This window comes from Pseudomonas sp. GW823-FHT04A03 (assembly GCF_058796615.1).
In genome coordinates this window covers 40,717-63,687 of the sequence record NZ_JBXAIV010000010.1, presented here as the reverse complement: position 1 = coordinate 63,687, position 22,971 = coordinate 40,717, and the positions used below count along the sequence as shown (strand labels likewise).

Annotated in this window: 19 protein-coding genes and 1 tRNA gene; 13 read left to right on the top strand and 7 right to left on the bottom strand. The window is 60.6% G+C overall.

Going from position 1 to position 22,971, the window contains the following annotated elements:
- Positions 1 to 5: 5 nt before the first annotated feature.
- Positions 6 to 1,979 carry a MacB family efflux pump subunit gene (locus tag AC1Q9F_RS22375; RefSeq protein WP_179692092.1) on the bottom strand — a complete coding sequence of 658 codons (1,974 nt, stop codon included), beginning with the start codon at positions 1,977 to 1,979 and terminating at the stop codon, positions 6 to 8.
- Entirely contained in the window at positions 1,980 to 3,152 is a 1,173-nt protein-coding gene (locus AC1Q9F_RS22370) for an efflux RND transporter periplasmic adaptor subunit (RefSeq protein WP_492620829.1), read from the bottom strand.
- A gap of 333 nt (positions 3,153 to 3,485) precedes the next feature.
- On the opposite strand from AC1Q9F_RS22370, the gene AC1Q9F_RS22365 reads away from it, so the two are divergent.
- The 7 genes from AC1Q9F_RS22365 to AC1Q9F_RS22335 all read left to right on the top strand — a co-directional run bounded on the left by AC1Q9F_RS22365 (position 3,486) and on the right by AC1Q9F_RS22335 (position 13,920).
- Positions 3,486 to 3,968: a sigma-70 family RNA polymerase sigma factor gene (locus tag AC1Q9F_RS22365; RefSeq protein WP_179692090.1), complete on the top strand. Its 483-nt coding sequence runs from the start codon at positions 3,486 to 3,488 to the stop codon at positions 3,966 to 3,968.
- 133 nt (positions 3,969 to 4,101) lie between these two features.
- Positions 4,102 to 5,439, top strand: coding sequence for a lysine N(6)-hydroxylase/L-ornithine N(5)-oxygenase family protein (locus AC1Q9F_RS22360; protein ID WP_207985565.1), 1,338 nt, complete (start codon positions 4,102 to 4,104; stop codon positions 5,437 to 5,439).
- A 509-nt stretch (positions 5,440 to 5,948) separates the two neighbouring features.
- A complete protein-coding gene (mgtA, locus tag AC1Q9F_RS22355; RefSeq protein ID WP_433899356.1) occupies positions 5,949 to 8,648 on the top strand; it encodes a magnesium-translocating P-type ATPase in 2,700 nt (899 codons plus the stop codon).
- A gap of 54 nt (positions 8,649 to 8,702) precedes the next feature.
- Positions 8,703 to 9,419, top strand: coding sequence for an MgtC/SapB family protein (locus AC1Q9F_RS22350; RefSeq protein ID WP_085607898.1), 717 nt, complete (start codon positions 8,703 to 8,705; stop codon positions 9,417 to 9,419).
- A gap of 108 nt (positions 9,420 to 9,527) precedes the next feature.
- On the top strand, positions 9,528 to 9,962 hold the full coding sequence (locus AC1Q9F_RS22345; RefSeq protein WP_207985567.1) for a chemotaxis protein CheY: 435 nt from the start codon (positions 9,528 to 9,530) through the stop codon (positions 9,960 to 9,962).
- Between the two features lie 107 nt (positions 9,963 to 10,069).
- The gene (locus AC1Q9F_RS22340) at positions 10,070 to 10,696 is read left to right on the top strand and encodes a response regulator (protein WP_492620828.1); all 627 of its coding nucleotides are present in this window, start codon (positions 10,070 to 10,072) and stop codon (positions 10,694 to 10,696) included.
- Between the two features lie 11 nt (positions 10,697 to 10,707).
- Positions 10,708 to 13,920 carry a transporter substrate-binding domain-containing protein gene (locus tag AC1Q9F_RS22335; protein ID WP_492620827.1) on the top strand — a complete coding sequence of 1,071 codons (3,213 nt, stop codon included), beginning with the start codon at positions 10,708 to 10,710 and terminating at the stop codon, positions 13,918 to 13,920.
- 4 nt (positions 13,921 to 13,924) lie between these two features.
- On the opposite strand, the gene dkgB is transcribed toward AC1Q9F_RS22335, so the two are convergent.
- The gene (dkgB, locus tag AC1Q9F_RS22330) at positions 13,925 to 14,728 is read right to left on the bottom strand and encodes a 2,5-didehydrogluconate reductase DkgB (protein ID WP_273901946.1); all 804 of its coding nucleotides are present in this window, start codon (positions 14,726 to 14,728) and stop codon (positions 13,925 to 13,927) included.
- A 222-nt stretch (positions 14,729 to 14,950) separates the two neighbouring features.
- On the opposite strand from dkgB, the gene AC1Q9F_RS22325 reads away from it, so the two are divergent.
- Positions 14,951 to 15,817: a pirin family protein gene (locus tag AC1Q9F_RS22325; RefSeq protein ID WP_492620826.1), complete on the top strand. Its 867-nt coding sequence runs from the start codon at positions 14,951 to 14,953 to the stop codon at positions 15,815 to 15,817.
- A gap of 139 nt (positions 15,818 to 15,956) precedes the next feature.
- Positions 15,957 to 17,399 carry a mechanosensitive ion channel domain-containing protein gene (locus AC1Q9F_RS22320; RefSeq protein ID WP_492620825.1) on the top strand — a complete coding sequence of 481 codons (1,443 nt, stop codon included), beginning with the start codon at positions 15,957 to 15,959 and terminating at the stop codon, positions 17,397 to 17,399.
- Positions 17,400 to 17,403: 4 nt separating this feature from the next.
- On the opposite strand, the gene AC1Q9F_RS22315 is transcribed toward AC1Q9F_RS22320, so the two are convergent.
- Positions 17,404 to 17,991 (bottom strand): GNAT family N-acetyltransferase, encoded by a 588-nt coding sequence (locus tag AC1Q9F_RS22315; protein ID WP_492620824.1) that lies wholly within the window; start codon positions 17,989 to 17,991, stop codon positions 17,404 to 17,406.
- 117 nt (positions 17,992 to 18,108) lie between these two features.
- Here AC1Q9F_RS22315 and AC1Q9F_RS22310 point away from each other — a divergent pair, with 117 nt between their 5' ends.
- Entirely contained in the window at positions 18,109 to 18,903 is a 795-nt protein-coding gene (locus AC1Q9F_RS22310; RefSeq protein WP_492620823.1) for an exodeoxyribonuclease III, read from the top strand.
- A 101-nt stretch (positions 18,904 to 19,004) separates the two neighbouring features.
- The gene (locus AC1Q9F_RS22305; protein WP_492620822.1) at positions 19,005 to 19,832 is read left to right on the top strand and encodes an arylamine N-acetyltransferase family protein; all 828 of its coding nucleotides are present in this window, start codon (positions 19,005 to 19,007) and stop codon (positions 19,830 to 19,832) included.
- A 3-nt stretch (positions 19,833 to 19,835) separates the two neighbouring features.
- On the opposite strand, the gene AC1Q9F_RS22300 is transcribed toward AC1Q9F_RS22305, so the two are convergent.
- Positions 19,836 to 20,165 (bottom strand): BrnA antitoxin family protein, encoded by a 330-nt coding sequence (locus AC1Q9F_RS22300; RefSeq protein WP_207985575.1) that lies wholly within the window; start codon positions 20,163 to 20,165, stop codon positions 19,836 to 19,838.
- A 349-nt stretch (positions 20,166 to 20,514) separates the two neighbouring features.
- On the opposite strand from AC1Q9F_RS22300, the gene AC1Q9F_RS22295 reads away from it, so the two are divergent.
- Entirely contained in the window at positions 20,515 to 22,035 is a 1,521-nt protein-coding gene (locus AC1Q9F_RS22295) for a nucleobase:cation symporter-2 family protein (RefSeq protein WP_007956419.1), read from the top strand.
- 124 nt (positions 22,036 to 22,159) lie between these two features.
- On the opposite strand, the gene AC1Q9F_RS22290 is transcribed toward AC1Q9F_RS22295, so the two are convergent.
- Positions 22,160 to 22,235, bottom strand: a tRNA-Asn gene (locus AC1Q9F_RS22290).
- A 228-nt stretch (positions 22,236 to 22,463) separates the two neighbouring features.
- On the opposite strand from AC1Q9F_RS22290, the gene AC1Q9F_RS22285 reads away from it, so the two are divergent.
- Entirely contained in the window at positions 22,464 to 22,694 is a 231-nt protein-coding gene (locus AC1Q9F_RS22285; protein WP_207985576.1) for a hypothetical protein, read from the top strand.
- Here AC1Q9F_RS22285 and AC1Q9F_RS22280 read toward each other — a convergent pair.
- Complete coding sequence (locus tag AC1Q9F_RS22280; RefSeq protein ID WP_007956421.1) at positions 22,691 to 22,891, bottom strand: hypothetical protein; 201 nt, start codon at positions 22,889 to 22,891, stop codon at positions 22,691 to 22,693. The genes AC1Q9F_RS22285 and AC1Q9F_RS22280 overlap by 4 nt on opposite strands.
- Positions 22,892 to 22,971: the final 80 nt, after the last annotated feature.

Here is a 22,971-nt window from a genome sequence, read left to right as displayed (position 1 = left end):
ATCGATCATTCACTGGTAAGGGCCGTGACCGGGTCGAGCCGGGCAGCTTTGCGGGCCGGCATGAAGCCGAAGACAACACCGGTGACAAGGGCGCAGCCAAAAGCGCCGAGCACCGCCAGCAGCGAAAAGGCGACGGCGACGTCGCTGAGGATCAGCACACCACCGACGATCAGCGCCAAGGCAATCCCGGCGATCCCGCCGACCACCGAGAGCATCACCGCTTCGGTGAGGAACTGACGCAGAATGTCGCGCTGGCGGGCGCCGGTGGCCATGCGAATACCGATCTCGCGGGTGCGTTCGCGCACGGTCATGAGCATGATGTTCATCACGCCGATCCCGCCGACCAGCAGCGAAATCGCGGCAATCGAGCCGAGCATCAGCGACAGGGTGTTTTGCGTACGCGCTTCGGCCTGGATCATGGCGGCGTTGTTGGTCAGTTCGAAATCCTTTTTGCCGTTATGCAGGCGCAGCATCATGCGCTCGATTTCCTGTTCGGTTTCCTTGACCTTGCGCGCATCGGCGGCGGCGATGGCGACGTACTCCGGGTTATACGTGCCAAACAGGCGCGTGCTGGCGGCGGAGTAGGGAATGGCGATGCGGTCGTCACTGTCGGAATCGCCGGAGCTGGAGCCTTTTTCCGCGAGAACCCCGACCACTTGAAAGGGCACGTTTTCAATCAGGATGTACTGCCCGATGGGGTTGGCGACGTCCTTGAGCAACTTGCTTCTGACTTTGTGGCCGATGACAGCAACCGCAGCGCCACTGGCTTCGTCGGCTGCGGTGAAGTAAGTCCCTTCAACCACCGGCCAATTGAAAATCTTCGGGAAGTTGGTGTCATTGCCGCCCACGTAACTGTTGTGATCGAGATTGCCGAAACGCACCACGGCTTCGGCGCCGTTGACGGGCATGATCTGCTTGATCAGCGGCAGGGTGGCGAGCACGGCGAGGTCGTCGAGGGTGATGATGCCCTGCGGTGCGCGCGGGTGCGGAGGGACGCCACCCAGGTAAATGATGTTCGAACCGAACGCGCCCATCTGCGCCATGACCTGACGCTTGCTGCCTTCGCCCACGGCGAGCATGACCACCACCGAGGCTACGCCGATGATGATCCCGAGCAGGGTCAGTGCGGTGCGGAAACGATTGATCCACATCACCCGCCAGGCGGCGTGCAGGGCGTCTACCAGTTCGCCTTTCCAGGCGCCGGAGGCTTGCGCGCCTTCGCTCAGGCGCTTGCGCAGGTCGACGGCTTGCAAGGCGCCGGGGTTGGCCGTGGTCTGGGCTTCGGGATTGTCCCGGGCGCTGTCGCTGATGATCAGGCCGTCGCGGATCTCGATGATGCGCTTGGCCCGCGCCGCGACTTCGCGGTCGTGGGTGATCAGGATGACCACGTGGCCCTGGCTCGCCAGCTCGTCGAGCAGCGCCATGACTTCTTTGCCGCTGTGGCTGTCGAGGGCGCCGGTGGGCTCGTCGGCGAGGATGATGTGGCCGCCGTTCATCAGCGCCCGGGCGATCGACACCCGCTGCTGCTGACCACCGGACAACTGGTGCGGACGGTTGCCGGTGCGCGAGGCCAGACCGAGGCGATCGAGCAGGGCGGCAGCGCGGGCGTGACGTTCGGCGGCGGGGGTGCCGGCATAGATCGCCGGCATCTCGACGTTTTCCTGGGCCGAGCCGGACGGAATCAGGTGATAGCCCTGAAACACGAATCCGAAGGCTTCGCGGCGTAGCCAGGCCAGTTCATCAGTGTCGAGGCCGGCGACGTTTTCCCCGGCGAAACGGTATTCGCCGGAGGTGGGCCGGTCGAGGCAGCCGAGAATGTTCATCAGCGTCGATTTGCCGGAGCCGGAAGCGCCGACAATCGCCACGAATTCCCCGGCGTGGATCGACAGGTCGATCCCGCGCAGCACATGCACTTCAGGCGCGTCGCCACCGCCGTAGGATTTACGGATGTCCTGCAGGTCGATCAGGGGCGTCTGCATTCAGCCTCCGCTGCCGTCGGCCGGGCCGATCAACAGGTGGTCGCCTTCGTTCAAGCCTTCCAGTACCTGGACTTTCAAGCGATCGCTGATTCCGGTGTGCACTTCGCGGGACTGGATGTCGCCATTGGCGGCGATCACCTGCGCGGTCTGCCGGTTTGCAGTGGCAGTGCCTTGCAGGGCGGCAACCGGTGCGGTGAGAACATCCTTTGCCTGGCTGGCGACGAAGAATACCTGGGTGGTCATTTCCGCCATCAGTGCATTGTCGGCGTTGTCGACATCCAGCAGCACGGTGTAGAGCACCACGCGAGCGCTGCCGCTTTTGCTGGAACTGGCAGGACTGCCGCCGCCCTGGCTGGTCTGGTCCAGCGGCTTGGGCGGCACCGGCAGGATTTGCCGCACGGTGCTGCTCCAGCGTCGATGGCCGCCGCTGAGGGTGGTGAAGTAGGCGGTCATGCCCGGTTTGACGTGGCCAATGTCGGCTTCGGAAACTTCGGCCCATACGGTCATCGGCGACAGTTTGGCGATGCGCAGTATCAGCGGTGTCTGTTGTTGTGCGTTGAGGGTCTGGCCTTCGCGGGCATCGAGGGCAACCACGGTGCCGGCCATCGGTGCATAAATGCGGGTGTAGCCGAGTTCGGCCTGATCGCTGCGCAGGCTGGCTTCGGCCTGGCGGATCTGCGCCTGGAACATGTCGATGCGCGCCTGGGTGGCTTTCAGTTCGGCGCGGGCGGTCTGCACGTCTTCTTCGCGGGTGGCGCCGCCCGCGGCCAGGTTCTGTTGGCGCTGGTATTTCTGTTGCGCGAGTTCGTGCTGGGCTTTCTGTTCCTGCAACTGGGCCTTGAGGTTTTCGATGGAAAAACGTCCGGCGTCGAGTTTGGCTTTCTGGGTCGACGGATCGATCTCCACCAGCAGCTCACCTTCCTTGACCACGTCGCCGACCTCTACGTGGATCTTGCGGATCTGCCCCGACGCCTGGGCGCCGACGTCCACATAACGCCGTGGTTGCAGGGTGCCCAGTGCGGTGACGCTGCTTTCGATATCGCCGCGGGTCACCTGTACGGTGGCGAACTTGTCCCGTCCGGGGGGCAGGATCTGCCAGGCGGCGTAGGCGACAACAGGGATCAGACAAAGGACTACGAGCAGGGCGCGTCGGGCGGGGCGGGGACGTTTCATGCAGGGTTCCGGCCAGTGGAAATCGGCCCGTCGTTCAGAGGAGTGCACAGGATCAGGCACCGTTGAACGCTGCCGCAGGGCGCGACAGACACGGGGAGCTGTCCTTTAAACGATGAATGCGGAACGTAATTTAAGCGGCGAAACAGGTTGTTACAGCAATCTGAAGGTATAGCCGGCCACAATTTATCGGGCAACGACAAACACTACTTTAAATCTATATGAGAATTACTATAAATTACGCACCTCAAGTTGCCACTATCTTGCTACTGCCTCGTGCGGCTCAGCAGAACGGTGTGCTAAAGGACAGAACCCGCACTCAAGCGGCCGGGAGTCATGTTGGAAAACTACTATCGTGAGCTGGTGTGTTTCCTGAACGCCAAGCTCGGCAACCGTCAGGTCGCCGAAGATGTGGTGCATGACGCCTATGTGCGGGTTCTGGAGCGTTCCAGCGATACGCCGATCGAACAGCCCCGAGCCTTCCTTTATCGCACCGCGCTGAACCTGGTGATCGACGACCATCGGCGCAATGCCCTGCGTCAGGTCGAATCGCTGGAAGTGCTCGACAGCGAAGAGCGCTATTTCACCCCGTCCCCCCACAGCACCTTCGATCATGGCCAGCGTCTGGACATGCTGCAGCGCGCGCTGGCCGAGCTTTCGCCGCTGTGCCGCGAGAGTTTTCTGTTGCGCAAGATCGAAGGCCTGTCGCACCCCGAGATTGCGGAGCACCTTGGCATTTCCAAGGCTCTGGTGGAAAAGCACATCGTCAACGCCATGAAACATTGCCGCCTTCGAATCAAACAATGGGATGCCCATTGAGCCGTCGTCGTTAAATTTTATTTCACTGTCCTCGTTCCTACTCAACAGACGATCTGCTGTCCTGCTCCGGGCCGGCCGGTCACCCAAGCTCTTCCTCCGCGCTGTTCGGGGGTTCATCCAGAGGACACTGGAAATGACACAGGCAATTGCATCGCCCATCGTTCACGACCTGATCGGCGTCGGTTTCGGCCCTTCGAACCTGGCGCTGGCCATCGCTCTGCAAGAGCGCGGCCCGACTCAGGGCGAGCTGGATGTGCTGTTTCTCGACAAGCAACCCAACTACAGCTGGCACGGCAATACCCTGTCGACCCAGAGCGAGCTGCAGATTTCCTTCCTCAAAGATCTGGTGACCCTGCGCAATCCGACCAGCCCTTACTCGTTCGTCAACTACCTCAAGCATCACGGTCGTCTGGTGGACTTCATCAACCTCGGCACCTTCTATCCGTGCCGCATGGAGTACAACGACTACCTGCGCTGGGTGGCTGCGCAGTTCACCGAACAGAGCCGCTATGGCGAAGAAGTGCTGACCATCGAGCCGGTGCTGCACAACCATCAGGTCGAAGCCCTGCGGGTGATTTCCCGTGGTACGGACGGCCAGCAGTTCGTGCGCACCGCACGTTCGGTGGTGGTCAGCGCCGGTGGTACACCACGTATTCCCGAGGCTTTCAAGGCGCTGAAGGGTGATGGCCGGGTGTTCCATCACTCGCAGTACCTGGCGGAAATGGCCAAGCAGCCGTGCAACAACAACCAGCCGATGAGCATCGCGATCATCGGTGGCGGGCAGAGCGCGGCGGAAGCCTTCATCGACCTCAACGATTCGTTCCCGTCGGTGCAGGTCGACATGATCCTGCGCGGCTCGGCCCTGAAGCCGGCGGACGACAGCCCGTTCGTCAACGAAGTGTTCTCGCCGGAATTCACCGACCTGATCTTCCAGCAGAAGAGCAGTGAGCGCGAGCGTCTGGTCAACGAGTACCACAACACCAACTACTCGGTGGTCGACATCGACCTGATCGAGCGCATCTACGGCATCTTCTATCGCCAGAAAGTTTCCGGTGTTGCCCGCCATGCGTTCCGCACCCTGACCACTGTCGAGAAAGCCACCGCCACCGAACGCGGTATCGAACTGACCGTGCGCAACAACGCCACCGGCGAAGTCACCGTGCGTGCCTACGACGCGGTTGTGCTGGCCACCGGTTACGAGCGTCAGATGCACCGCAAATTGCTGGCGCCGCTGGAGGAGTACCTGGGCGATTTCGAAGTCGATCGCAACTACAAACTGATCACCGACGAGCGCTGCAAGGCCGGTCTGTACATGCAGGGCTTCTGCCAGGCCAGCCACGGTCTGAGCGATACGCTGCTGTCGATCCTGCCGATTCGCGCGGACGAGATTGCCGGCTCGCTGTATGAGCATGGCAAGAACCGTGGGCACAGCCGTTCGGTGATGGATCTGTTGCTGGCCACTGCCAGCTAAGTATCCTTTTTAGCCTGATCGTTCCCACGCAGAGCGTGGGAACGATCTCGGCGATCTCGGGGGGCAATCCTGAACCCTTCCTGAACACCCGCCACATTCCCCGACACACTTCCTTTTGCGGGTTTACTCTCCAGACATCGGGGCGTAAGCTTCGCGCGTTTTCATCAATAGCGGAGACCCACAGTGGGTACTTGTTCGAGTGACAGTTGTCGGCCGGTCCTTGTAACCGGCAGATTCTCGGCAAGATAACGCGCATTCCTTTGTGCCGTTGTCTCGCCGAACAGCGAGCAGCGGCATCCCGATCATGACCGGTCTTGGTCATGTCCCGACGTCCTTCTCATCGACACTGAAAAGCCTGTGAAGTCGACTTTATCGTCGTCATTGCAGCCCTATCGACACGCCTGTCTTTTCTGACCGGCGCGCCACGCCTTGCCGTGCCGGTTTCCCGGTGCCCGGGACGAGGACGTACCTGCTCGACGGTTTCCCGGCTGACCATAGGGGCAACAGCCATGAAACTTACGCTCAAGGAATTTTTCGCAGGCTTCCTGCGGACCCGCCACATCGCCCGGCACTTCCGTCGCCTGGCCTTGCTGGAAACCCTCAGCGACACCACGGTCAGCCGTGAAGTGCCGCCCACCCTGGCCAATACACTCGTGGATGCCGCCCATTGCGACAGCGGCGTGCTGCTGTCGAACCTCGGCACCCACACTGACGGCCTCACCGATTTCGAAGTCGATGTGCTGCGCGCGCAGCATGGCCTCAACGAAGTCGAACACGAGCAACCGCTGCCGTGGTGGACCCACCTGTGGCACTGCTACAAGAACCCGTTCAACCTGCTGCTGACCCTGTTGGCGGTGATCTCGTGGCTGACCGAAGACCTCAAGGCCGCCATCGTGATTTTCTCGATGGTGGTGCTGTCGACGCTGCTGCGCTTCTGGCAGGAAAGCAAATCCAACCAGGCCGCCGATGCGCTCAAGGCGATGGTCAGCAACACTGCCACCGTGCTGCGCCGGGATGCGCCGCGCGCTGAACTGCCGATCAAGCAACTGGTGCCCGGCGATCTGATCGTGCTTTCGGCCGGCGACATGATTCCTGCCGATTGCCGGGTGCTCAGCGCCAAGGACCTGTTCGTCAGCCAGGCGGCGATGACCGGTGAATCGATGCCGGTGGAGAAATTCCCGCGTCAGGCCGATCGCGACACGCGCAATCCGCTGGAACTCGACAACATCCTGTTCATGGGCACCAACGTGGTATCCGGCACAGCGGTGGCGGTGATTCTCACCACCGGCAACAGCACCTATTTCGGTGCGTTGGCGCAGCGGGTCGGGGCGACCGATCGCGCGGTGACTTCGTTCCAGCAAGGGGTGAACAAAGTCAGCTGGCTGCTGATTCGCTTCATGTTCGTCATGGCGCCGCTGGTGTTGTTCATCAACGGTTTCACCAAGGGCGACTGGACCGAAGCGCTGCTGTTCGCGCTGTCGATCGCCGTGGGCCTGACTCCGGAAATGCTGCCGATGATTGTCACCTCGACGCTGGCCAAGGGGGCGGTGTTCCTGTCGCGCAAGAAAGTCATCGTCAAACGTCTGGATGCGATCCAGAACTTCGGCGCCATGGACGTGCTGTGCACCGACAAGACCGGCACCCTGACCCAGGACAAGATCTTCCTGGCACGCAACGTCGACGTCTGGGGCGAGGACTCCGACGACGTGCTGGAAATGGCGTACCTCAACAGCTACTACCAGACCGGCCTGAAAAACCTGCTCGATGTGGCGGTGCTGGAACACGTGGAAATCCACCGTGAGCTGAAGGTCGGCACGGCGTTTCGCAAGGTCGACGAGATCCCGTTCGACTTCAATCGTCGGCGCATGTCGGTGGTCGTCGAGGGACGCGGCCAGCCGCATCAACTGATCTGCAAGGGCGCGGTTGAAGAAGTGCTGGCGGTGTGCAGCCGGGTTCGTCACGGTGAAGTCGACGAAGCCTTGAGCGATGAATTGCTGGCGAAAATTCGTCAGGTCACAGCAGCATTCAACGCTGAAGGCTTGCGCGTGGTCGCGGTGGCGGCACGCTCGATGCCTGAAGGGCGCGACACTTACAGCCTGAGCGACGAGCAGGAACTGACGCTGATTGGTTATGTGGCATTCCTCGATCCGCCGAAGGAAAGCACCGCCCCGGCACTCAAGGCCCTGGCCGAGCACGGCGTGGCGGTGAAAGTGCTGACCGGCGACAACGAGCTGGTGACCGCCAAGATCTGCCGCGAAGTAGGCCTGGCCCAACAAGGCCTGTTGATGGGCAACGACATCGAACGCATGAGCGACGCCGAACTGGCCGTGGCGGTGGAAACCACCAACGTGTTCGCCAAGCTGACGCCGTCGCACAAGGAGCGCATCGTGCGCATCCTCAAGGGCAACGGCCACGTGGTCGGGTTCATGGGCGACGGCATCAACGACGCCCCGGCGCTGCGCACCGCCGACATCGGAATTTCCGTGGACAGCGCGGTGGACATCGCCAAGGAAGCGGCCGACATCATCCTGCTGGAGAAGAGCCTGATGGTGCTGGAGGAGGGCGTGCTGGAAGGGCGCCGGACCTTCGCCAACATGCTCAAGTACATCAAGATGACCGCTAGCTCGAACTTCGGCAACGTGTTCTCGGTGCTGGTGGCCAGTGCGTTCATTCCGTTCCTGCCGATGCTGCCGATGCACCTGCTGGTGCAGAACCTGCTCTATGACATTTCGCAGATCGCGATCCCGTTCGACAACGTCGACGACGAGATGCTGAAACAGCCGCAACGCTGGCAGCCAGGCGACGTCGGGCGCTTCATGTTGTTCTTCGGCCCGATCAGTTCGATCTTCGACATCACAACGTTCGCCTTGATGTGGTACGTGTTCGATGCCAACACCCCGGATCACCAGACCCTGTTCCAGTCCGGCTGGTTCGTGGTGGGGCTGCTGACCCAGACGCTGATCGTGCACATGATCCGCACGCCGAAGATTCCGTTCCTGCAAAGCCGCGCGGCCATGCCGTTGCTGGTGATGACCGGAATCATCATGGCCGTGGGCATCTTCCTGCCGATGGGGCCGCTGGCGCACTACTTCAAATTGCAGGCGCTGCCGTCGATGTACTTCGTGTTCCTGCCGGTGATCCTGCTGGCGTACATGGCGCTGACTCAGGCCGTCAAAGGCTTCTACATCCGCCGGTTCGGCTGGCAGTAACAGGCAAGATTCCCCCCTTGTGGGAGCAAGGGGGGCGGTTTCAAGGAGTTTCACATGCAAGCGATCAACAATCTCAACCTCACCTCATTGCTCGACACGTTGGTCAGCCTCAGCGCGGCGTTCATCCTCGGTGGCCTGATCGGCTTCGAACGCCAGTACCGGCAACGCACGGCGGGTTTGCGCACCAACGTGCTGGTGGCGGTCGGTGCGGCGATTTTCGTCGACATGGCCAACCGTCTCGCCGGTGCCGAAGGCGCGGTGCGGGTGGTTGCCTACGTGGTCTCAGGCATCGGTTTTCTCGGCGCCGGCGTGATCATGCGCGAAGAAGGCAACGTGCGCGGGCTCAACACCGCCGCCACGCTCTGGACCTCGGCGGCCGTCGGCGCCTGCGCCGGTGCCGACCTGCTGGCCGAAGCGGTGCTGGGCACCTTGTTCGTGCTCGCCGCCAATACCTTGCTGCGGCCGATCGTCAACAACATCAACCGTCAGCCGCTCGATGTGGTCTCGGCGGAAGTCACCAACATCGTCTACGTCATTGCCCGGCGTTCGCAGCAGACCGCCGTGTTCGCCTTGCTTGAAGCCGAGCTCGAACGCAGCAACTACCCGGCCAGTGACGTTGATGTGCACGCCTTCGGGGCCGATGAAATCGAGATCGAAGCGACGCTGGCGACCACTTCGGTGGACGGCGATGAGCTGGATGCACTGGTGAAGCGGATTTCCACTTCAAGCCTGGTGGTGCAGGCGTTCTGGAGTCCGAGTACCACGGAGTAAGGCGCTCAATTCAGACGAGTGAAGGAATTTTCGGAAAAGTCCTACAGAGTGCACCTCGGCGCTTGGGTAGTCTTGCCGCCACTTGAAGCGACTACCCGGACTTCCACGTTGACCGACAAAACCCTGCGCATCCTGATCGCCGACTTGCAGCACTTCCACCGGATGAAGATTGAGCGGATGTTCAATGGCCTCGATTACTACCGCATTGCGCCGGTGCAAAACCTTGCCGAACTGCTGACGCTGGTCGATTACGGCTGTGAGCCGTTCGATGTTTTGGTGGTCAACGCAGAACTGGCGATCGGGATCGAGGATCTGCGCGGTTTTCTGTTTGATCACCCACAAGTCCGAAGGGCGCTGGTCTATGGTGAGCCGGCGGATTCTTCAGGTGTTTCCAGGCGATTTGGGGTAAAGATCATCAGCAGCCCTGAAGCAGTGCCTTCCATCCGCGCCATCGAACAGTTGATGACCTGGGTCGAGTCTTCGCTGGAGCGCTCTTCGCGTGTTCGATCACAGATCGGCCTGACGCACAACTGTCAGATCTGACAGGTGAAAAAACGTGCACACCGTGCAACAGTTGTAGCGCAGCTACCAATAGTCCCGTTCATGCAAGATCGGTGGCGTCATGTCATGTATTCGCCCCGGGAGTGGTCATGGGTTCAGCATTGATCGTCGATGATCATCCGATTGTGGTCAGAGCCCTTCGCCTGGTTCTGGAGTCTGCGGGTTACAAACCGATCCATGTGACTGGCAGAGGTGTCGATGTGGTGCCGATGCTGCGTGAGCACGCGCCGAAACTGGTAGTGCTCGACCTGAAACTCGATGGCTTCGGAGGCCTGGAGGTATTAGCCCGCATCAGAGCCATCGGGCTGGTCTGCAATGTGGTGATTTTCACCTCGGCCGACCCTGAACACTATCTGATGCGCTGTCGACGGGCAGGGGCGATGGCTTTTGTCGCCAAATCCGCCTCGATGCAGCATTTGCAAAATGCAATCAAGGCCGTCCGTTCGGGTTATACCTACTTCCCCGAAATGCCTGCGGTCAATGCCGGGCAATCCGAATCTCACCGCGATGAGCGAGAGTTGATCGCGCTTCTGTCGACCCGCGAAATGGAGATCATGCTGCAGCTGGCCAGAGGCGAGTCCAACAAGCACATTGCTCTGGCGATGAACCTCAGTCATAAAACCATCAGTACCTACAAGACCCGCTTGATGCTGAAATTAGGGCTAAGTTCGCTGGTGGTGTTGCGAGAGTTTGTCAAACGCAACGGCCTGTTTTGATCGGCCGCGCCATGATTTCGCTTCTTCGGTTCGTTCTTCTGTCGATACTGATGCTTGCAAGTGCAGTACACGCGACCGAGGCACAACGGCTGGAAATCGTCTCCCGCACCCGCCTTGAGGGTGTGCAGATTCAACTGGATGAGCAGGATCGGCAGTGGCTCCGTGCGCATCCGATATTGCGCATCGGTGCCTCCTGGCCGGATTACCCGCCCTTTGAGTTGACCCGCAAGCGCCATGAACTGGAAGGTCTTACGGCCGATTACGCGGATGCGATTGCACAGATTTTGAACATCGGCGTTGAAGTCTGGTGTTATCCCGACCGCGCAAGCGCCATGGCTGCGCTCGAGGCCGGTGAGGTGGACCTGCTGGGCACGTCGAACGAGTTCGAAAAAGCCAATTCTCGCCTGATGCTGTCCCGTGCCTACGCCGAAGATCAGCCGATGTGGGTAACCCGGATCGAAGAACCGTTGCCCGGCGATCTGGCTGGTAAGCGCATCGCCATGGTGGACGACTACCTGCCAGCCTCGACCATCGAAGAAGCGTACCCGCAAGCCTCCCTGCAACGTTATCGATCGATTCTCGATGCCCTCGGCGCCGTGGCGTTCGGCCGGGATGATCTGTACCTGGGCGACTTCATCAGCGCCAGCTATCTGATCAACACCCATTTTCAGAATGACCTGCAACTGGCCGGCCCTTCGGGCCTCGACGCCAATCCGTTCGGCTTTGCCCTGGCCCGCAGCAACACGCGCTTGAAACGTCTGGTCGACAAGGCCCTGCTGGCAATTCCCATGGAGCAGCGCCTGGCCATCGAGCTGCGCTGGAGCGCCGGTCGCGCCGATATGGCAGCGCAGTCACGGGTGAGCCTGAGCGACAGCGAACAACAATGGCTGGATCAGCATCCGGTGGTGCGGGTCGGCGCTATCGATGATTTTGCACCGCTGACATTCTTTGACGCCGATGGTCGGTTCAGTGGTCTGGTTGCGCAACTGCTCAACCTGATCAGTCAGCGCAGCGGCCTGACGTTCGAGGTGGTGCGCGGTCAATCTCTGGATCGTCAGGTCGAGCAACTCAAAAGCGGTGCACTGGACCTGTTGCCGGTGATGACACCGAGCCGCGAGCGCGAAACGCAAATGCTGTTCACCCGCTCGTACGCCAACAGTCCCTTCGTCTTGATCAGCGACTCCAGGGCTCAGGCGCCGCGCAGCCTTGAAGAAATGGCAGGTAAACGTCTGGCGCTCTATCGCGGCAATCCGTTGCGCGATTATCTGCTGGAGCATGTGCCGCAGATCCGCCTGATCGAGTTGCCAAGCCCGGCGGACGGTACGCGGGCGCTGCTCGAAGGTCGGGCTGAGGCGACATTGAGTTCGCTGCTGGTAGCGCGCTACCAGATCGATCACCAGTACCGCGATCGCTTGCGGATTGTCTCCACGCTGGGCGATTTGCCGGCCCGGGTTGCGATGGCGACGGCGCTCGATGACCCGCAGTTGCAATCGATTCTGAACAAGGCACTGCTTAGCATCGCACCGCAGGAAATTGACGCTCTGGTCGCGCGCTGGAGTCGTAACGTGATCCTGCAAGACAGCTATTGGCACCGTCATCGAGAGCAAATACTGCGCGGGTTTGCAGTGGCGGCAGGGTTGTTGCTGTTGGCATTGGGCTGGATCGGTTTTCAGCGTCGGCAGATCCGCCACCGTCAGCAATGGTTGAGTCAGTTGCAGGAGGCCAAGGACGCAGCCGATGAAGCCAACCGTGCCAAAAGCACGTTTCTGGCGACCATGAGCCATGAAATCCGCACACCGATGAACGCCCTGATCGGCATGCTCGAACTGGCCCTCAAGCGTGCCGATGAAGGCGTGACCGATCGGGAGGCGATCGAGGTGGCATCCAGCGCCGGGCAGCAACTTCTGGCATTGATCGGCGATATTCTCGACATCGCCCGTATCGAGTCCGGGCACTTGTCGCTGGCTCCTGAGCGCGCCAATCTGCGCGAGGTGGTGGCGTCGGTGTGCCGGATTTTCGAAGGCCTGGCCCGACAGAAGCAACTGTTGTGGCAGGTGGAAATGGACGAGCGCAGCAACGTTGAGGTGATGCTCGATCCCCTGCGTTTCAAACAAGTGCTGTCGAACCTGCTGAGCAATGCAATCAAGTTCACCGATGACGGCGAGGTGAGCCTGCGCTTGCGGGTGTTTGGAGAACAGGATGGGCAGATTGAAGTGGGCGTGGCCATTGAAGACAGTGGCCGAGGGATCAGCGCCGAGGATCAGCAACGGTTGTTCAGCCCGTTTGTGCAGGTCGGTGATCATCAATCTGTGGCGCACAGCGGTTCTGGCCTGGGGCTGGTGATCAGCCGCAATCTGTGCCGGATGATGGGCGGTGATTTGTGGATGAACAGCGAACTGAACCGCGGCACGCAGGTCATGCTGCGACTGGAACTGCCGTTGCTGGCGCCGCTTGTGCAGGAGGCTGAACCGCTGTCAGCGGCGGCGACGGTGAAGTCGCTGCACGTGCTGGTGGTGGATGACCATCCGGTGAATCGCCTGCTGTTGTGTCGGCAGTTGAGTGAGCTTGGGCATCGCGCCGTTGACACTGGCGGGGGTGAGGAGGGACTGGCGCGGTGGCGCGGTCAATCCTTCGATGCGCTGATCACCGATATCAACATGCCGGGGCTCAACGGTTACGAGTTGACGCGAGCGATTCGTCAGGAAGAGGCCGCGATGGGCAGGGCGCCCTGTCTGATCCTCGGATTTACCGCCAATGCGCAGATGGAAGAAAAACAGCGATGCCGGGCGGCCGGGATGGACGATTGCCTGTTCAAGCCGGTGCTGTTGCGCGAATTGAGCCAGGCGCTGATGTCAGCAACATACGGAGGAGCGCAGGTCGAAAGCATGGACGATCCGGCAGTGGCCGAATTCGACCTGAGCGCGCTGTTCGAACTGGCAGGCGCGGACAACCCGCTGATCGGGCAGTTGCGCGAAGAAGTGCTGAGCAGTCTGCGCATCGACCTGAAACGCCTGGACGCATCAGGGCGGGATCGCAAAGTCTTGCGTGATCTGGGGCATCACATCACGGGCGGGGCGCACATGATCGGTGCCGAGCGCGTGGTCTCGGCGTGTCGGGTACTCGAGCAGGCCTGCCGGGACGATGAGCCCGAAGCGGCATTGACGGCCGCCATCGAGTTGCTGCGCGTGGCCATGCACGACCTCGCGCAGCAGCTTCAGGCCTGATCGGTCAGTCCCACTGCGGCGCAATGCCTTTGGGGCTGGTCAGGCGATGGCCGCGCTCCAGTGTGGCAATCAGCGCCATGTCGGCGTCGCTCAGGGTCAGCGCCGTGGCGCCGAGGTTGCCTTGCAGGTTGGCGCGTTTGGTCGACGACGGAATTACCGCGTAACCCGATTGCATCGCCCACGCCAGAGTGACCTGCGCCGGGGTGGCTTGCAGACGCTCGGCGATCTGCACGATCAGCGGATCCTTCAGTACTTCACCATAGGCCAGGGTCATGTACGACGTGATCTGAATGCCCTGACTTTGCGCGAACTCGACGACCTTGCGGTTTTGCAGGTACGGGTGCAGCTCTATCTGGTTGGTGGCGATATTTTCCGCGCCGACCGCCGCGATCGCCTGTTTCATCAGGTCGATGGTGAAATTGGACACGCCGATCTGCCGGGTCAGGCCCAGGCGTTTGGCTTCCAGCAGCGCGCCCATGAATTCTTCGACCGGCACCTGATCTTCCGGCGACGGCCAGTGGATCAGCGTCAGGTCCAGGTAGTCGGTCTGCAGCTTTTGCAGGCTCTCTTTGAGGCTTTCAATCAGCCGGTCTTTGGCGAAGTTGGCGATCCAGATCTTGCTGGTGATGAACAGTTCTTCGCGGGCGATGCCGCTGGCAGCGATGGCCTCGCCAACGTCAGCTTCGTTTTCATAGATCTGTGCGGTGTCGATGACCCGGTAACCGAGCTCAAGGGCAGTGCTCACCGAATCGATGACCACCTGACCTTGCAGGCGAAACGTACCAAGACCGAAAGCGGGAACAGACATGCAGGAACTCCAGGGTTGCAGTGGGAATGGGGCAGGAGTATCCGCGTCTGGTTCCTTGGGAAAAACCGCTGTCGGGGCAAAGTACTGTTGACTGGAAGTCACGAATCACTGCGTTCGGTATCGTTCCACCAGTAGAACGATGAGGACGGTTTTGGCTGACTAGTACTAAATACGTGGCGAATTTATGATCGCTCCATGATCAACCTGATGACGGAGTCCACCATGAAAAACCTTATCGGTATCTACACCAGCCCTCGCGGCCACTGGGTCGGCGATGGGTTTCCGGTGCGTACCCTGTTTTCCTACGACAATCTGGGCAAGCACATCAGCCCGTTCCTCCTGCTGGATCACGCCGGGCCCGCGCAATTCACCCCGACCACCGAACGCCGTGGCGTGGGTCAGCATCCGCACCGTGGCTTCGAGACCGTGACCATCGTTTACGAAGGCGAAGTGCAGCACCGCGATTCCACCGGCAGCGGCGGCACCATCGGCCCGGGCGATGTGCAATGGATGACGGCAGCTTCCGGAATCCTGCATGAGGAATTCCACTCGGAAAACTTCGCCCGAACCGGCGGCAACCTGGAAATGGTGCAACTGTGGGTCAATCTGCCGGCCAAGGACAAAATGGCCGCGCCGGGTTACCAGACCATTCTGGACAGTGATATCCCGAATATCGCGCTCAAGGACGGTGCCGGCAGTCTGCGTCTGATCGCCGGTGAGTTCGACGGCCACAAAGGTCCTTCCCGCACGTTCACGCCTATCGATGTGTGGGACTTGCGGCTGAACACCGGCAAGCTGCTCTCGCTGGACTTGCACGAAGGCCGCAACACCGCGCTGGTGGTGTTGAAGGGTTCGGTACAGATCAACGGTGTGGAGTCGATGCGCGAAGGGCAGTTAGCGCTGTTCGAGCGCGATAGCAATCGCATCACCCTTGAAGCCAGCGCGGACGCGGTGGTGCTGCTGCTCAGCGGCGAGCCGATCGACGAGCCGATCGTCGGCCACGGCCCGTTCGTGATGAACACCGAGCAGGAAATCCATCAGGCTTTCGCCGACTTCCAGTCCGGCCGTTTCGGCCAGATGCACGGCTGAAAAAACCGGCAGGCGCCACGCGCGCCTGCCGGTTTTTTTTGAGCGCGCGCAGTGGCGCTCATCCCGCCAAATCAATTCCTCCTACACTGAGCCCAATCTGTGCGATCTTCTCGCGACTGGCCCCTGTCGGAGTTGTTTGATGCTGTCTCTGCTCACCGATCATCCGTTGTTTTGTGCCTTGATCCTGATCCTCATCGATCTCGGTCTGTGGCGTTTGATCAGCTCCCACGGCAGCGCGTGGAAACTGTTGGTGCGGGTGCTGATTTTTGCCCTGTTCAGCATCCTGCTGTTCAACGAAGGGCTCAACCCGATGGAGCCTGCGCCGTGGGCCGACAACGTGCCGTTGCACCTGGCGGCGACCGGGTTGCAGATCGGCTGGTGGCTGTTCGGCGCGCGGACTCTGACGGTGTTGATCGGCGCGGTGATGATGCAGCGGGTCGGGCACACCGGTCGGTTGTTGCAGGATCTGCTGGGCGCGGTGATTTTCCTGATCGCCATTATCGCGGCGCTGGCCTACGTGCTGGATCTGCCGGTCAAAGGCGTGCTGGCAACGTCCGGAGCGTTGGCGATCATCGTCGGTCTGGCGTTGCAGAGCACCTTGAGCGACGTGTTTTCCGGGATCGTGCTCAACACCACCAAGCCTTATCAGCTGGATGACTGGATCTCCATCGACGGCACCGAAGGCCGGGTCACCGACATCGACTGGCGCGCCACGCGCCTGCAAACCAGTCAGGGCAGCATGGCGGTGATTCCCAACTCGCTGGCGGCCAAGGCCAAGATCATCAACTTCAGTCGGCCGAGCAATATGTTCGGGGTTGCTGTCAGTGTGCAGGTCAGCCCCCATGCGCGGCCCAGCTCGGTGATCGATGCCCTGGAGCGGGCGATGCAGGGCTCTCGGCAATTGCTGGAGAGCCCCGCGCCGAGTGTCGCGCTGAAGAGCTCCAGCAGCGCTGGTGCCGAATATGAAATCAGCGGGTTCGTCGCTTCGATGAGCGAAAAGCGCCTGGTGCGTAATCAGCTGTTCGACCTGGCCTACCGGCACCTGCAAGCGTCCGGGGTCAATCTGCTGTCGAGCGATGAGCCGGGCATGCTGAGCAATCTTTCGCGTCCACGGGCGTTGCTCGACAGCTCGCCGATTTTCTCCACGCTGCGTCAGGAAGAGAAGGAAACCTTCAGCCAGAACATGACCCTGCAAACCTTCCGGGCCGGCGAGATGATTCTCGCGGGCGGCGAGGTCAGCGATCACCTGTTCATCATCGAATCCGGCGTGGTCTCGGTGACGCTCAAGCGCCACGGCACGCCATTCGAATCCGGGCGGATGGGGCCGGGCGAAGTGATTGGCGAGGCGGGGATTCTGTCCGATACGTCGTTGCCGGCCGACTTCTCGGCAAAAACCTTCTGCGCGCTGTACCGCATCGAGAAGTCTTATCTCAAGCCGTGCCTGGATGCCCGTCATGACATCAACGACGCGATGCAGGCGCTGCTCGATTTCCGCCTACACAAGGCGCAATCCCTGACGGAAGAAACACCGGTGGCGGCGCCGAAGAAAGGCTTCCTGCAATGGCTGCGCAATCGCGTCTGACCGTTCAGCGCAGTCCGTAGTCCGCCAGTTTGCGCTCCAGGTTCAGGCGCACCTGCGGCCATTCGTCATCGATGATGCTGAAGCGCACCGAATTGCGCTTGCGGCCGTCCGGCATGATGCGTTCGTGGCGGACGATGCCTTCCTGCTGCGCGCCGAGGCGCAGGATCGCGTTGCGCGATTTCTGGTTGTTTTCGTCGGTGGTGAACTGCACCCGCACACAATCGAGCACCTCGAAGGCGTGGCGCAGCATAAGGTACTTGGCCTCGGTGTTGACGAAGGTTTTCTGAAAGCGTGCCGAAATCCAGCTGCTGCCGATCTCCAGCTTGCGATTGAGCGGGTCGATCTTCCAGAACCGGGTCGAGCCGACCACTTCGCCGGTTTCCTTCAGCACGATGACAAACGGCATGACCGTGCCCGCCTCACGGCCGTCGAGGGCCTTTTTCAGGTAAGCGTCGACGGTGGTAGTCGACGGCACCACGGTGACCGTGAGATTCCACAGTTCACCGTCGGCGGCAGCGTGGAGCAGGGCATCGGCGTCGGTGTATTGAAGCGGGCGCAGGGTGATTCCCTGGCCTTGCAGCGTGGTTTGCATGTGGGGATTCTCGGCGATCAGGCGAGGGCCTATTACGCCGTACGGGAACGATCCGACGCAACCGTCGCGGTGGGTGGATGTCACAGTTTTTATCGGTCAATGGCGGGAATCCGGACGATGAAAAAAATGCGCATTGCCACGTTCAACGTCAACGGCCTGCGGGCCCGACTGCCGAACCTGCTGGAGTGGCTCAGGCGCGAGCAGCCGGACATCGTCTGTTTGCAGGAGCTGAAACTGGTGGACAGCGCGTTTCCTGCCGCCGAGCTGGAGGCCGCTGGTTACGGCGCCATCTGGCACGGTCAGGCGTCATGGAACGGCGTGGCGATTCTTGCCCGCGATGCGCAACCGCTGGAGAGCCGGCGCGGCCTGCCCGGCGATCCCGACGATAAACACAGCCGCTACCTCGAAGCGGCGGTGCATGGAGTGCTGGTGGGGTGTCTGTACCTGCCCAATGGCAACCCGCAACCGGGGCCGAAGTTCGACTACAAACTGGCCTGGTTCGAACGCCTGATCAAATACGCCCGGGATCTGCAAGGCAGCGATCACCCGGTGGTGCTGGCCGGCGATTACAACGTGGTGCCCACCGATCTGGATATCTACAACACCCGTTCGTGGCTCAAGGATGCGTTGTTGCAACCGCAAAGCCGCGAGTGCTATCAGCGTCTGCTGGATCAGGGCTGGACCGATTCGTTGCGGCATCTGTATCCCGAAGATCGGCTCTATACGTTCTGGGATTACTTCCGCCAGCACTGGCAGAAGAACTCCGGGCTGCGGATCGACCATCTGCTGCTCAATCCAAAGCTGACGCCGTATTTGCATGAGGCCGGTGTGGATGCCTGGGTGCGCAACGAACCGCATGCCAGTGACCACGCGCCGACGTGGATTCGCATCGATTCGCGTAAAAGACGCTAGCAGGTGATTGGTTAATTCAATTGTCGATTCGATGCCCGGATCCCGTATACATGGCGACCATCGGCGGAACGATCCGCGCCCCCATGCAAAAGGACCCAGCAATGAGCGAGCCACGCCTGACGAATCTGAAACAGTACCTGCAACGCCTGGGATTCGATGCGCCCCCGGCACCGACCCTTGAAACCCTGCGTCTGTTGCAACTGCGCCATACCGGCGCCTTTCCATTCGAAAACCTGTCGACGCTCAGTGGCGAGCCCGTCCTGATCGATCTGCTCTCCATCGAACGCAAAGTTTTGAATGACGCCCGTGGCGGATATTGCTACGAGCTGAACAATCTGTTTCTGGCTTTGCTGCTGGAGCTGGGGTTCGATGCCCGGGGGATCAGCGGGCGAGTGGTCATGAATCAGCCCGAGGGCAGCTGGACGGCGCGCACCCACCGCTTGAGCCTGGTAACCATTGACGACGTGCGCTACATCACCGACGTCGGCTTCGGCGGCATGGTGCCGACCGCGCCGCTGGTGCTCGATACCGACGCCGAGCAAACCACGCCGCACGAGCCGTATCGCATCGAAGTGCAGGCCGATGGCTACATGCTGCGGGCCAACGTCGCCGGCGAATGGCGGCCGATGTACCTGTTCGACCTGCAGCGCCAGGAAGACATCGATTACACCCTCGGCAACTGGTACGTCTCGACTCACCCGGACTCGCCATTTGCTCAGCGCCTGATGGTCGCGCGGACCGGCGACGGCTGGCGGCGCACGTTGAACAACGGCAGTTTCGCGATCCACCGCATCGGCGCCGAGAGCGAGCGGCGTGAAGTGACGGATGTCGATGAACTGATCGAATTGCTGGAACGGGAATTCGGCCTGCGCTTGCCGCACCAGTCCGGTGCACGTCTGGCGCTGGCGCGCTTGATTCAGCCGGTCTGAAGCCTAAGGTTTTGCCTCCGGCTCCAGCACCCGCCGGATTTCGTTCACGGCCGCCGACAGTTTTTTCTCAAGGCTCTTGAGGTCAGTGGCGGTGATGCCTTGCTTGAATTGCCCGCTGAAATGCTCGAGTTCCTCGGTTGCGCCGCGGCTGTTAAGCAATGCGTGGCGCAGGGTGTTGTTGATTACCGTCTGATAGCCAAACCCCTCGCGTTTAGCGACCTCGCGCGCGGCTTCGATCACCGCATCATCGAGCATGATGGTGATGCGGGTCTTGCCCTTGGTGGGCGCGATGGCGCCGCGTTTACCCTGGCTGAAATCGTATTCATCCTTCATTGATCACCTCTGCGCAAAGTTGCCATTGCTCGCTGGGCTCGAATGCGTTGGCAGCATTCTTGCTTTTGTCGAACTGAATCTTGAATGACTTCATTATGCATACTTTATATGTATAAAAAAGAGTGCGGCCGCGCCGTCGGTCGCCGTGAACACTTCAGCCCAGGCGGATAAAACGTGGACTCGATTGGGGATGTGTTGCCGGATTTGTGGGGGATGAAAGCAGCGGGATAGAAGGTTGGGTGGCTAGCTAACCATTATGTGACTGATAAGTTGTATACAAGTCTATGGACATTTGTCCTGACTCTTGCATACAGTGTGCGCATAACAAAAACCAGGGAACTCCCCCACCATGAAAACGCCCCATGTTTCACACCAACGGCCCGAGGACGAGAATCTCGGGGTCGGCGCGAATATGGCTTACGGCCTGCAACACGTTCTGACCATGTATGGCGGTATCGTCGCGGTGCCACTGATCATCGGTCAGGCCGCCGGGCTTTCGCCGGCGGACATCGGTCTGTTGATTGCTGCTTCATTGTTTGCGGGGGGGCTGGCCACGTTGCTGCAAACCCTGGGTTTACCGTTTTTCGGCTGTCAGTTGCCGCTGGTGCAGGGCGTGTCGTTCTCCGGCGTTGCCACGATGGTGGCGATTGTCAGCAGTGGCGGGGAGGGCGGCTTCCAGTCGGTGCTTGGCGCGGTGATTGCGGCGTCGCTGATCGGCTTGCTGATCACGCCGGTGTTCTCGCGAATCACCAAGTTCTTCCCGCCGCTGGTCACGGGCATCGTGATCACCACCATCGGCCTGACGCTGATGCCGGTGGCCGCACGCTGGGCCATGGGCGGCAACAGTCACGCGCCTGACTTCGGCAGCATGCAGAACATCGGTCTGGCGGCGGTCACGCTGGTGCTGGTGTTGCTGCTGAGCAAGGTCGGCAGTTCCACCATCTCGCGTCTGTCGATCCTGTTGGCCATGGTGATCGGCACGGTGTTGGCGGTGTTCCTCGGCATGGCGGATTTCTCCAACGTCACCCAGGGCCCGATGTTCGGCTTCCCGACGCCGTTCCATTTCGGCATGCCGACCTTCCACTTCGCTGCGATCCTGTCGATGTGCATCGTGGTCATGGTGACCTTGGTGGAAACTTCGGCGGACATCCTGGCGGTCGGTGAAATCATCGGCACCAAGGTCGACTCCAAGCGTCTGGGCAACGGCCTGCGGGCGGACATGCTGTCGAGCATGTTTGCGCCGATCTTCGGCTCGTTCACCCAAAGCGCATTCGCCCAGAACGTCGGGCTGGTGGCGGTGACCGGGATCAAGAGCCGCTATGTGGTGGCGACCGGCGGTATCTTCCTGGTGATCCTCGGCTTGCTGCCATTCATGGGTCGGGTCATCGCAGCCGTGCCGACCTCGGTACTTGGCGGCGCCGGTATCGTGCTGTTCGGCACCGTGGCGGCGAGCGGTATCCGCACCTTGTCCAAGGTTGATTACCGCAACAACGTCAACCTGATCATCGTCGCGACCTCGATCGGTTTCGGCATGATCCCGATTGCCGCGCCGAACTTCTACGATCACTTCCCGAGCTGGTTTGCGACCATTTTCCACTCGGGCATCAGTTCGTCGGCGATCATGGCGATCCTGCTGAACCTGGCGTTCAACCACTTCACGGCGGGTAACTCGGATCAGCAGTCGGTGTTCGCGGCGGCAGAAGAGCGGACCCTGCGTTATCGCGATCTGGCAGCGCTGCGTGAAGGCGACTACTTCAGCGACGGCAAACTGCATGACTGCGACGGCAATGAAGTGCCGGTGATCGATCCGGATGCGGATCACGGTCATGGCGCACCGAAGGCGCATGCCAAGAGCAGCGAGCACGTCTGACCGCTGTAGTTGAATGAAAAAGGGCCGATCAGTTGCGAAACTGATCGGCCCTTTTTCTATGGTGCCGTTTTTTTCAGCGCCCACAAAAAAGCCCCTGAATCTTTCGATTCAGGGGCTCTGTATTTGGCTCCACAACCTGGACTCGAACCAGGGACCCAGTGATTAACAGTCACTTGCTCTACCAACTGAGCTATTGCGGAATTGGTGCGTATGTTACTGATTTAAAAAGACTAGTCAAGCGCCAGTTGTAAATTTTCTGGAATTATCAGGACGGACGGCGATCTATCGGCGATTGGCGGTTACCAGAACCGTAGCAGAGGTCTACCATGGCCGCCCGGAAGTGGTCACACGCGCTGCCGGCCATTCGCCGAAAAGGTACGCGCCATGAATAGCCCCATCCTCACCCATTGTTCTGCCGAGGTGTTCGCATGAGCACCGCACAAATCAGCCTGCCCAAAGGCGTCGGCCCACACGCCGAAAAGCTTTTCGACTCGATCACTCAGGCCGGTACGGCTGAAGAACTGAACCGCGCAGGCGGCAAGGCCGAAGGTTTTGTCCTTGGTCTGGAAAGCACCAAGGCCATCAAGAGCCAGATCGCCGAATCGCTCTACGTCGTTTATGACGATGCGGCGACTCAGCGTGCAGCGGAACTGGCTTAACCGCCGAACGTGAAGGTGCCGAGCATCAGTTTGGCGTACAGCATCGTTGCGCCCAGTTGCACCAGCCACAGCGCCAGCCCGCCGAGAAACACCCCGGCCGCGACTTGCAGCACCAGGTTGTTGCCGCGTTTGGCCGGGGCGCGGGGGATGAAGTCATCCAGATCGTCGCGGTCGGCGCGCAGGTCATCGTTTTTCATGTTGTCTCTCTGAAATATCGTCTTTGTGCAGTCTAGAGGGTATGGCGGCTTTTCTTCAGACAAATAAAAAACGGGAAGCC